The organism is Rhodosalinus sp. (assembly GCF_041685465.1).
GTDB lineage: Bacteria > Pseudomonadota > Alphaproteobacteria > Rhodobacterales > Rhodobacteraceae > Rhodosalinus.
Genome location: NZ_JAWLFS010000088.1, coordinates 1 through 11,228 on the forward strand (window position 1 = coordinate 1; position 11,228 = coordinate 11,228).

General features: G+C 70.9%; 11 protein-coding genes. 9 read left to right on the forward strand and 2 right to left on the reverse strand.

What is annotated here, in order from left to right; all coding sequences use genetic code 11:
- The 4 genes from ACESL7_RS07700 to ACESL7_RS07715 form a co-directional block, all read left to right on the forward strand.
- Nucleotides 1–354 (forward strand): GNAT family N-acetyltransferase (locus ACESL7_RS07700; RefSeq protein WP_372892731.1); only part of this gene is annotated, 354 nt, incomplete at its 5' end.
- A 3-nt stretch (nt 355–357) separates the two neighbouring features.
- A complete protein-coding gene (locus ACESL7_RS07705) occupies nt 358–924 on the forward strand; it encodes a peroxidase-related enzyme (RefSeq protein WP_372892732.1) in 567 nt (188 codons plus the stop codon).
- On the forward strand, nt 899–1,870 hold the full coding sequence (locus ACESL7_RS07710; protein ID WP_372892733.1) for an OmpA family protein: 972 nt from the start codon (nt 899–901) through the stop codon (nt 1,868–1,870). Before ACESL7_RS07705 ends, ACESL7_RS07710 begins: the two co-directional genes overlap by 26 nt.
- Before the next feature lie 86 nt (nt 1,871–1,956).
- Nucleotides 1,957–3,705: a SulP family inorganic anion transporter gene (locus ACESL7_RS07715; RefSeq protein WP_372892734.1), complete on the forward strand. Its 1,749-nt coding sequence runs from the start codon at nt 1,957–1,959 to the stop codon at nt 3,703–3,705.
- Between the two features lie 84 nt (nt 3,706–3,789).
- Here the strand turns inward: ACESL7_RS07715 and ACESL7_RS07720 are convergent, their stop codons facing one another.
- Nucleotides 3,790–4,695, reverse strand: coding sequence for a LysR family transcriptional regulator (locus ACESL7_RS07720; protein WP_372892735.1), 906 nt, complete (start codon nt 4,693–4,695; stop codon nt 3,790–3,792).
- A 131-nt stretch (nt 4,696–4,826) separates the two neighbouring features.
- Nucleotides 4,827–6,848 (reverse strand): oxidoreductase, encoded by a 2,022-nt coding sequence (locus tag ACESL7_RS07725; protein ID WP_372892736.1) that lies wholly within the window; start codon nt 6,846–6,848, stop codon nt 4,827–4,829.
- A gap of 125 nt (nt 6,849–6,973) precedes the next feature.
- Between ACESL7_RS07725 and ACESL7_RS07730 the strand changes: the two genes are divergently transcribed.
- From ACESL7_RS07730 to ACESL7_RS07750, 5 genes are all read left to right on the forward strand, one after another.
- The gene (locus tag ACESL7_RS07730) at nt 6,974–7,900 is read left to right on the forward strand and encodes an AEC family transporter (RefSeq protein ID WP_372892737.1); all 927 of its coding nucleotides are present in this window, start codon (nt 6,974–6,976) and stop codon (nt 7,898–7,900) included.
- A gap of 70 nt (nt 7,901–7,970) precedes the next feature.
- Complete coding sequence (gene fghA / locus ACESL7_RS07735) at nt 7,971–8,801, forward strand: S-formylglutathione hydrolase (protein ID WP_372892738.1); 831 nt, start codon at nt 7,971–7,973, stop codon at nt 8,799–8,801.
- Nucleotides 8,798–9,244, forward strand: a complete 447-nt coding sequence (locus ACESL7_RS07740; protein WP_372892739.1) for a YaiI/YqxD family protein — start codon at nt 8,798–8,800, stop codon at nt 9,242–9,244. Before fghA ends, ACESL7_RS07740 begins: the two co-directional genes overlap by 4 nt.
- A 121-nt stretch (nt 9,245–9,365) precedes the next feature.
- Nucleotides 9,366–9,986, forward strand: a complete 621-nt coding sequence (locus ACESL7_RS07745) for an HAD family hydrolase (RefSeq protein WP_372892740.1) — start codon at nt 9,366–9,368, stop codon at nt 9,984–9,986.
- Complete coding sequence (locus ACESL7_RS07750) at nt 9,983–10,900, forward strand: ornithine cyclodeaminase family protein (RefSeq protein WP_372892741.1); 918 nt, start codon at nt 9,983–9,985, stop codon at nt 10,898–10,900. Before ACESL7_RS07745 ends, ACESL7_RS07750 begins: the two co-directional genes overlap by 4 nt.
- Nucleotides 10,901–11,228 lie beyond the last annotated feature (328 nt).

Here is an 11,228-nt window from a genome sequence, read left to right on the forward strand (position 1 = left end):
TGGGCCGAGCACGGCGTGGGCCCCGCCCGGCAGGCGGTGATGGAGCGCGCGCCGCCCCCCAAGACCGGACTGCTCGCGCGGCAGAACGACCACCCGGCCGGCACCGGCTTCGTCGCCGTGCAGGATGGCGTGGCGATGGTGCATGCGCTCGTCGTCGTCCCGCGCGAGCGGCGGCAGGGCGCAGCGCAGTGGTTCATGCGCGGCGCCGCCCTCTGGGCCGAAGCGCAGGACGCGCGCGAGATCGCCGCGATCGCCACGCGCGACAACGCCGCCGCCACCGGGCTTTATGAGACGCTCGGGATGCGGCAGGCTGGGACCTATCACTACCGCATCAAGCCCGTGGAGGGGCGCTGACAGATGGACGACAGACCGACCGCGCTGGACCTGCCCCCCGTCGATCCGCTGCCCGAGGCGACGCGGAAATACTTCGAGGTCTGCGAGGAGAAGCTCGGCATGGTGCCGAACGTCCTGCGCGCCTATGCCTTCGACGTCGAGAAGCTCAACGCCTTCACGGCGATGTACAACGACCTGATGCTGGGCGACTCGGGGCTCTCCAAGCTCGAGCGGGAAATGATCGCGGTCGTCGTCTCGGCGGTGAACCGCTGCTATTACTGCCTGACGGCGCATGGCGCGGCGGTGCGCCAGCTTTCGGGCGATCCCAGGCTGGGCGAGATGATGGTGATGAACTGGCGCGTGGCCGAGCTCGACGCGCGGCAGACCGCGATGCTGACCTTCGCCGAAAAGGTGACCAAGGCGAGCGCCGAGATTACCGAGCTCGACCGCGAAGCGCTGCGCAGCGTGGGCTTTTCCGACCGCGACATCTGGGACATCGCGTCGGTCGCGGGCTTCTTCAACATGACGAACCGGGTGGCGAGCGCGACGGCGATGACCCCCAACGATGCCTACCACGCGCAGGCGCGCTGAGGGCGCGCTCGCCGCTCTGCTGATCGCCTGCGCGGGCCTCCCGGCCACCGCGGCGATGCTCGAGCTGCCCGCGGGGGCGCGCCCGACCGCTGACGAGAGCGTCGCCCCCGACAGCCATTTCGTGCCCGTCGGGTCGTGGCGCGCCGAAGAGGGCGTGCCCGGGCCGCGGGTCGAGGGCGCGGTGACCCGCCGCGCGTGGCGTGTCGCGGGGCCGGCGCGGACGACGCTGCAACTGATCGCGCCGCTCCGGGAGCAACTGCGCACGCACGGATTCGAGATCGTCTTCGACTGCCGCGACCGCAGCTGCGGCGGTTTCGACTTTCGCTTCGCGATCGAGGTGTTGCCGGCCCCGGCGATGTACGTGGACCTGACGCGCTTCCGCTTCCTGTCGGCGCTCCGGGTGCAGGGGGACGGCGCGGCGGAACATGTCACGTTGCTGGCGAGCCGGTCGGAGGGGGCGGGCTACCTGCAGGCGGTGCATGTGGCGAGCGGCGGGGCAGAGCCCCTGTCGGTGACCGGCGCCGCCGAGGCCGAGTCGCAGCCGGAGCAGGGCGGCGGGGCGGCGGACGCCTCGCTCGCAGAGACCCTCCAGCGCCGCGGGCACGCCGCGCTCCGGGGCCTCGACTTCGCGAGCGGCGCGGCGGAGCTTGCCGGGCAGGACCATCCGGCCCTCGCGGATCTTGCGGCCTACCTGCGCGAGGACGCGGCGCGGCGTGTCGTGCTCGTGGGTCACACGGACGCGGTGGGGCCGCTCGAGGGCAACATCGCGCTCTCCCGCGAACGGGCGGAGGCGGTGATGCGCCGCCTGACCCGGCGCCACGGGGTCGATCCCGCGCAGCTGAGCGCGGAGGGTGCCGGTTTCCTCGCGCCGGTGGCGAGCAACCTCGGAGAGGATGGACGCGAGGCGAACCGCCGGGTCGAGGTGGTGCTCCTTGCGCGGGAGTGAGCGGCGGATGCGCCCCCTTTACTCATTCCTCTTTCGGAATATATAGGGTCCACGCCGGAGACCCCCGCGACGGGAGCGCGCCCCCCATGTCCCTGCCGAGCCTCGCCGCGCTGGAGCGGCATCTGCCCATCCTGCAATGGTCCCGCGCCTACAACCGCGAGACGCTGACCTCCGACCTCGTGGCGGCGGTGATCGTCACCATCATGCTGATCCCGCAGTCGCTGGCCTATGCGCTGCTCGCGGGACTGCCGGCCGAGATGGGGCTTTACGCCTCGATCCTGCCGTTGGTGGCCTACGCGATCTTCGGCACCTCGCGCGCGCTCGCCGTGGGGCCGGTGGCCGTGATCAGCCTGATGACGGCGGCGGCGATCTCGAACCTCGGGATCACGGATCCGGCCGAGTATGCGGCCGCGGCGATCACGCTCGCCTTCCTCTCGGGCGCGATCCTGACGGTGCTGGGGATCTTCCGCCTCGGCTTCCTCGCGAACTTCCTGAGCCACCCGGTGATCGCGGGCTTCATCACCGCCTCCGGCATCCTGATCGCCACCTCGCAGCTCAAGCACATCCTCGGGATCGAGGCGGCGGGCCACACGCTGCCCGCGCTCCTCTCCTCGCTCTGGACGCATCTGCCGGAGACGAACTTCTATACGCTGGTGATCGGCGTTGCGGCGACGGCGTTCCTCTTCTGGGTGCGCAAGGGGCTGAAGCCCCTTCTCGCGCGCCTCGGGCTCAAGCCGCGCGCCGCCGATCTGGCTGCGAAGGCGGGGCCGGTGGCGGCGGTGGTGGTCACCACGCTCGCCGCCTTCCTCTTCGGCCTCGGCGAGCGGGGCGTGGACATCGTGGGCACCGTGCCACAGGGCCTGCCGCCGCTGACCGCGCCGCGCCTCGATCCGGCGCTCGTCATGCAGCTTTTCGTGCCGGCGGTGATGATCTCGGTCATCGGCTTCGTCGAATCGGTCTCCGTCGCGCAGACGCTGGCCGCCAAGAAGCGCCAGCGCATCGTTCCGGACCAGGAACTCGTGGGCCTCGGCGCCTCGAACATCGCGGCCTCGGTGACGGGCGGCTACCCGGTGACGGGGGGCTTCGCGCGTTCGGTGGTGAACTTCGACGCGGGCGCCGAGACGCCGGCGGCGGGCGCCTTCACCGCCGTCGGAATCCTCGTCGCGGCGATGCTGCTGACGCCGCTCCTGTTCTTCCTGCCCACCGCGACGCTCGCCGCGACGATCATCGTGGCGGTGCTCAGCCTCGTGGATTTCTCGGTCGTGCGTCGCGCCTGGACCTATTCGAAGGTGGACTTCGCCGCCGTCTCGGCGACGATCCTCCTGACGCTGGGCTTCGGGGTCGAGATCGGCGTGGCCTCGGGCGTGGCGCTCTCCATCGCGCTGCACCTCTACAAGACCTCGCGCCCGCATGTGGCCGAGGTGGGCCGCGTGCCGGGCACCGAGCACTTCCGCAATATCCGCCGCCACAAGGTCGAGACGCACCCCTCGGTCGTCACGCTCAGGGTAGACGAGAGCCTCTACTTCGCCAACGCGGCCTTCCTGCAGGATTACGTCTACGATCGCGTCGTGGGCGAGGATGAGGTGCGCCACGTGGTTCTGATGTTCTCGGCGGTCAACGAGGTGGACCTGTCCGCGCTCGAAAGCCTCGAGGCGATCAACACCCGGCTCGACGGCATGGGCATCCGCCTGCACCTGTCGGAGGTGAAGGGGCCGGTGATGGACCGGCTCGAGCGCAGTCATTTCCTCGACAACCTGACGGGGCGGGTGTTCCTCTCGCAACATGAGGCGGTGCGCGCGCTTCGCCCCGGCGACGGGTGTGACGCCGCCGAGTGAGCAGGATGGCACGGCACGAAAAAACGCCCCGGACCGTCGTCGGTCCGGGGCGAAGTCGAGGGAGATCTCGCAAGGGAAACGCGGCTACCAGTCCTTGGGTCCCTTCCCGGCGAAGGCATGGGCCAGAAAGTCGATGAAGGCGCGCACCTTCGGCTGCGTGAAGCGGCCCGGCGGGTAGACGGCGTAGATGCCCTGCGTCTCGAGCGGCAGCTCGGGGATCGCGTCCACGACCTGCCCCTGCGCCATCGCGGGCGCGTAGAGGAAAGACGGAAGATAGGCGATCCCGAGCCCCGCGACGCAGGCGTTCAGCAGGGATTGCCCGTCGTTCACGCTCAGGCAGCCGGCGGTGCGGACCTGCCGTTTCTCGCCCGAGGGCGCGGTGATGCGCCACGCGCTGCCCGAGGACGGGCTCGCGTAATGCAGGAGCTTGTGGTCGTTCAGGTCGTCGATCCGCGTGGGCCGCCCGTGACGCTGGAAGTAGGAGGGCGCGCCGACCATGCGCTTGGCCGTCTCGGCGAGCTTGCGTGCGCGCAGGCTCGAATCCTGCAGCTCGCCGATGCGCACCGCCATGTCGAACCCTTCCGAGATGAGCTCCACGTAGCGGTTGTTCAGCACCATGTTGATGCTGATGTCCGGAAACTCGTGCAGGAAATCGCCCAGGATCGGTGAAAGGTGGTTCACGCCGAAATCCGTGGCGACCGAGATCCGCAGGAGCCCCGAGGGCGCGGACTGCATCGAGGTCACCAGCGCGTCGGCCTCGCCCGCGTCGTTCAGGACGCGGCGCGCGCGGTCGTAATAGGCCAGCCCGATCTCCGTCGGGCTGACGCGCCGCGTCGTGCGGTTGAGAAGCCGCGCGCCCAGCCGCGCCTCGAGGCTCGCGACATGCTTCGAGATGGCGGACTTGGACAGTCCGAGCTTTTTCGCGGCGTCGGTGAACCCGCCCTGGTCCACCACGGTCGCGAATGCTTCCATCTCCGTCAGCCTGTCCATGCCTCACCTCTCGGCCCTGCGTGTCTGGGTCCGATCTGTCGCTGGAAATTCAGGCGGTTTTGCGACGGTGAGCCGACAATACGAGGGAGCCTGCCGGGGTGTCGCCCGCACCGAAACGCGGGCGGCGGCGCTCAGAGCGCCGCGGCAAGGCGCGTGCCCTGGTCGATGGCGCGCTTGGCGTCGAGTTCGGCGGCCACGTCGGCGCCGCCGATCACATGCACCGCGACGCCCCGCGCGGCGAGCGCATCCGCGAGGCTGCGCTCGCTCTCCTGCCCGGCGCAGAGCACCACGGTGTCCGCCGCGATCAGCCTGGGCCGCTCGCGCGCCTCGCCGAAGGAGACGTGCACGCCCTCGGCGTCGATCCGCTCGTAGTTGACGCCCGAGACCATCTCGACGTCCTTCATCCGAAGGCTCATGCGGTGGATCCAGCCCGTCGTCTTGCCGAGGCGCTTGCCCGGCTTCTCGGCCTTGCGCTGCAGGAGCGTGACCTTGCGCGCGGGCGGCTCGGGGTGCGGCTCGGCCAGCCCGCCGCGCGTCTCGGCCGGGTCGCCCACGCCCCATTCCTCGCGCCAGAGCGCGAGGTTCTCGGTCGGGCTTTCGCCCTCGTGGACGAGGAATTCCGCCACGTCGAAGCCGATGCCGCCGGCGCCCACGATGGCGACGCGCGCGCCCACGGGGGCCGCACCGCGCAGCACGTCGATGTAGCTCACGACGGTCGGCCCCTCCTGCCCGGGAATGCCCGGATCGCGGGGGATCACGCCCGTGGCGACGATCACCTCGTCGAAGCCGTCGAGGTCGTCTGCCCCGACCGCCCGGCCGAGGCGCAGGGTCACGTCGTGCACCTCCACCATCCTCTGGTACCAGTCCACGAGGCCGTCGAACTCTTCCTTGCCGGGGATCACGCGGGCCATGTTGAGCTGTCCGCCGATCGTCTCGTCGCCATCGAAGAGCGTGACGGCGTGCCCGCGCTCGGCCGCCGTGATCGCCGCCGAAAGCCCCGCGGGCCCCGCGCCCACGACGGCGACGCGCTTCGCGGCCGTGGCGGGCGCCACCACCAGCTCCGTCTCGAAACAGGCGCGCGGGTTCACGAGGCAGGAGCTCACCTTGAGCTCGAAGGTGTGGTCGAGGCAGGCCTGGTTGCAGGCGATGCAGGGGGCAATCTCGCCCGAGCGGCTTTCCATCGCCTTCTTCACGAAATGCGGATCGGCGAGGAAGGGGCGCGCCATGCTGACCATGTCGGCGCAGCCCTCGGAGAGCACCTTTTCCGCGACCTCCGGCGTGTTGATCCGGTTCGAGGTGACGAGCGGCACCGAGACCTCGCCCATCAGCCGCTTGGTGACCCAGGCGAAGCCCGCCCGCGGCACCGAGGTGGCGATGGTGGGCACCCGTGCCTCGTGCCAGCCGATGCCGGTGTTGATGATGCTGGCGCCCTCGGCCTCCACGGCCTTCGCCAGTTGCACGACCTCCTCGTGGGTCGAGCCCTCGGGGACGAGGTCGATCATGCTGAGCCGGTAGATGACGATGAAGTCGTCGCCCACCGCGGCCCGCACCCGGCGCAGGATCTCCACCGGCAGGCGCATCCGGTTCTCGTAGGATCCGCCCCAGTCGTCGGTGCGCTTGTTGACGTGGGTGACGAGGAACTGGTTGATGAAATACCCCTCGCTGCCCATGATCTCGACGCCGTCGTAGCCGGCCTCCCGCGCGCGTGCCGCGGCGGTGGCGAAATCCGCGATCTGCTTCTCGATGCCCGCCTCGTCGAGCTCCGTGGGCGGAAAGGGCGAAATCGGCGACTTCACCGGCGAGGGCGCGACGCAGTCCTTCGAATAGGCGTAGCGGCCCGCGTGCAGGATCTGCATGGCGATCTTGCCGCCCGCGGCGTGCACGCGGTCCGTCACCATGCGGTGGTTGGCGATATCCTCGTCCGAGAAAAGCCCCGCCGCGCCGGGGAAGACCGCGCCCTCGCGGTTGGGCGCCATGCCCCCCGTCACCATCAGCCCGACCTCGCCGCGCGCGCGCTCGGCGTAGAACTCGGCGATGCGGTTCCAGTCCCCCACCTCTTCGAGGTTGGTGTGCATCGAGCCCATGATCACCCGGTTCTTCAACGTCGTGAAGCCAAGGTCGAGCGGGCGCAGCAGGTGCGGATATTCAGCCATGGTCCCTCCCTCTTCGGGCCAAGACATGGCGCGGGCGGGCCGGCATGTCACGCGGAAACGCGGCGTCGCGCTCGCGGCGACCTTCAGATTGACCCCCGCCGCCGCCCCGCCTACCGACAGGCACGATGCTGGCGATATTCCTCGAGACGCTGCCCTTCTTCGCACTGATCGGCCTCGGCTACGGGGCCGGGCGGACGCGGTTCTTCGGACCCGAGGCGACCGCGCATCTCACGAAGTTCGTCTTCTACTTCGCGCTCTCGGCGATGCTCTTCCGCTTCGCGGCCAACCTCTCCCTCGCGGAGGTGCTGAACTGGCACCTCGTGGGCGCCTACCTCTGGGCGACGGCTCTGGTCTATGCGCTGGCGATGCTGGTGGCCTTCCTGCGCGGGCTCGACACGCCGACCGCGGCGGTGGAGGCGCAATGCGCCGCGATCGGCAACACCGGCTTTCTGGGCGTGCCGATGCTGACGCTCCTGCTGGGGCCGGCGGCGATCGGGCCGGTGATGATGGCGCTCGCCGTGGATCTGATCGTCTTTTCCAGCCTGATCGTGATCCTGATCACAGGCGCGCGGGACGGGCGCATGTCGCTGCGCGTGCTCGGCACGGTGGGGATGGGGCTCCTGCGCAATCCGATGATCGTGGCGATCTCGCTGGGCTTCGCTTGGTCGGCGCTCGGCCACCCGCTGCCGGAGCCTGCCGACGCCTTCCTCGCGCTCCTCGGCGCGGCGGCGACGCCCGGCGCGCTCTTCGCCATCGGCGCCTCGCTGGCGACGAAATCGGCCGAGCGGGTCTCGGTCGCCGCGTGGTTGAGTTTCGCCAAGCTCGTGCTGCACCCGGCGGCGGTGGCGCTGGCGGTCTTCGTGCTCTTTCCCGTCGAACCCTATCAGGCCGGCGTCGTGACCGCCGCGGCGGCGCTGCCGGTGGCGGGCAACGTCTACATGCTGGCGCAGCACTACGGCGTCGCGCCGCAGCGCGTCTCGGCGGCGATCCTCTTCTCCACGGCGGCGAGCATCCTCACGGTGACCTTCGTCATCGCGCAGCTGCCGGGCTGAGCGCCGCCCGTTTGCGCCCGCGCCCGGCGCTGCTAGGAGAGGCGCGCAACCGCAGCTGAGGAGCCCGCCCATGCAGACCGTGTCCGAAAACCGCGCCTTCGGCGGCGTGCAGGGGGTCTATACCCATGCCTCCGAGGCCTGTTCCTGCGACATGACCTTCGGCCTCTACCTGCCGCCGCAGGCCGCGCGCGGGCCGGTGCCGGTGCTCTGGTATCTCTCGGGGCTGACCTGCACGCACGAGAACGCGATGATCAAGGCCGGCGCGCAGGGCTGGGCGGAGCGGCACGGCATCGCCGTCGTCTTCCCGGACACGAGCCCGCGCGGCGAGGGCGTCGCCGACGATCCGCACTACGACCTCGGGCAGGGCGCGGGCTTCTACGTGAACGCGACCGAGGCGCCCTGGGCGCCGCATTTCCGCATGTGGGACTACGTGGCCGAGGAACTGCCCGGCCTGCTCGCCGCGCAGTTCGCCGTCGATCCGGAGCGCCAGGCGATCACGGGGCATTCCATGGGCGGTCACGGCGCGCTGACGCTCGCCATGGGGCTGCCGGGGCGCTACGCCTCGGTTTCCGCCTTCGCGCCCATCGCGCATCCGACCTCGGCCGAGTGGGGGCGCAAGCAGCTCGCGGCCTACCTCGGCCCGGACGAGGGCGCCTGGGCGGCGCATGATTCGACGCTCGCGATGCGCGCGCGCGGCTTCGACGGCGAGGTGCTGATCGATCAGGGGCTCTCGGATCAGTTCATCGACACGCTGAAGCCCGAGGCGCTGGGCGAGGCGATGGCGGCCCGTCGGCAGCCGGGGCACCTGCGGCTGCAAAGGGGCTACGATCACAGCTATTTCTTCGTGGCGAGCTTCATGGAGGATCACGTCGCCTTCCACGCCGAGGCGCTCGGCGCGTGACCGTCTACGTCGATGCCGACGCCTGCCCCGTGAAGGTCGAGGCCGAGCGGGTGGCGACCCGGCATCGCGTGGCCCTGGTTCTGGTCAGCAACGGCGGGCTGCGGCCCTCCGAGAATCCGCTGGTGGAGGTCGTGACGGTGCCCGAAGGCCCCGACGCCGCCGACCTCTGGATCGCCGAACGCGCGGGACCGGGCGACGTGGTGGTGACCGCCGACATGCCGCTCGCCGCGCGCTGCGTCGAGGCGGGCGCGCAGGTGCTCAAGCCCGACGGCGCGGCGCTGACCGAGGCGAACGTGCGCGAGGCGCTGGCGATGCGCGACCTGATGACGGACCTGCGCGCCGCCGATCCCTTCCGCCAGGGCGGCGGCCGCGCCTTCTCCAAGGCCGACCGCTCGCGCTTCCTCGACGCGCTGGAGCGCGCGCTCCGCGCGGCGCGGCGCTAGCGCGGCTTTACAACGCGGCGCCGCTGGCGTTTCCTGACGCCGGAGTGGCGCGCAAACCCCTTGCAAGGGGTTTGCAAGGCGCTTGGAAGCGCCTTGCCCGGCGGCAACCGAAAGGAGCGACATGCGACCCGACGCGGTGATCTTCGACATCGGCAACGTGCTGATCGAATGGCGCCCCGAGCGCTTCTACGACGCCGAGGTGGGCGAAGCGCGGCGCCGTGCGATGTTCGAGGCCGTCGATCTGCACGCCATGAACGACGAGGTGGACCGCGGCGCCGACTTCCGCGACACCATTTATGCCACTGCCGAGGCGCACCCGGAGTTCCACGCGGAGATCCGCCTCTGGCACGACCGCTGGATCGAGCTCGCCCGACCCGAGATCCCGAAATCCGTGGCGCTGATGCGGGCGCTGCAGGCGCGCGGCGTGCCGGTCTTCGCGCTCACCAACTTCGGCATCGGCAGCTTCGAGGTCGCGCGCGCGCACTACCCCTTCCTCGACGCCTTCGACCGCGCCTACGTCTCGGGGCACATGGGCGTCATCAAGCCCGATGCCGAGATCTATGCCCGGGTCGAGGCCGACTGCGGCCTCCCGCCCGACCGGCTTCTCTTCACCGACGACCGCGCCGACAACATCGCCGCGGCGGGGGCGCGCGGCTGGCAGACGCATCACTTCACGGGCCCCGATGGCTGGGCGCGCCGCCTCGTCGCGGCCGGCCTCCTCGACGAACGGGAGGCAGCATGAGCGTTCCCGTCATCCCCTTCGAGGCCGGCGAGGCGCGGCTCGACTGGCTGGCGCTCTGCGACGCCTTCGAGGCGGGGCACCGGATGCCGCGGGCCGAGATCGCCGACAGCTTCCTCTACCGCGGCGGGGATACCCTTCTCTCCCGCGCGGCCTGGATCGACGGGCTGGGCCTCGCGGTGAAATCGGCCACGATCTTCCCCGGCAACGGCGAGAAGGGCCTGCCCAGCGTCAACGGCGGCGTGAGCCTCTACGCCGACGACACCGGCCTGCTGGAGGCGATCGTGGACTTCCACCTCGTCACCAAGTGGAAGACCGCCGGCGACAGCCTGACCGCCGCGCGCCGGCTCGCCCGGCCGGACAGCCGCGAGATCCTGATCGTCGGCGCCGGCACCGTCGCCCGGTCGCTCCGCGACGCCTACGGCGCGGCCTTCCCCGATGCCCGCTTCACCCTTTGGAACCGCTCCCGCGCGCGGGCCGAGGAGATGGCCGCGGACTTTCCCGGCATGACCGTGGCCGAGGACCTGGAGGCCGCGGTGCGCGGCGCCGACATCGTCGCCGCCGCCACCATGGCGAAAGACCGGCTGATCCGGGGCGACTGGCTGCGCCCGGGCCAGCACATCGACCTGATCGGCGCCTTCCGCCCCGACATGCGCGAGGCCGACGACAGCGCGCTCGCCCGCGCCCGCGTCTTCGTGGACAGCCGCGACACGACCATCGGCCACATCGGCGAGCTGAAGATCCCCGTCGAGGCGGGCACCTTCCGCGCCGAGGACATCGTCGCCGACTACTACGACCCGCCGGAGACCTTCCGCCGCAGCTCTGACGACGAGATCACGCTCTTCAAGAACGGCGGCGGCGCGCATCTCGACCTGATGTGCGCGCGCTACATCCTGGAGCGTTGGCAGGCGGGCTGACCGCGCCGCCGCGCATCCGGAGGTGCGCGCGTGCGCGCGCAGGATCCCTTGCACTGCGTGCGGTTTCGGGGGCGCTGCCCCCGAACCCCCGGAGTATTTGGACCAAGATGATGGCAGAGGGCGCCGGCCTGCTCCGTCGTCGTCGGGAGACTTCGGGGAGGGCGCCCGGGCGCGGCGTCGGCTGCGTCCGGGTCAGACCGGCCAGCGCGCCAGCACCCCGGCCAGCTCAGCCCGCGCCGCGGCGTAGTCCTGCGCGAGCCGGGCGACCAGTTCCGCCGCCGGCGTGACCTCGCGCACCGTGCCGATCCCCTGACCCGCGCCCCAGACC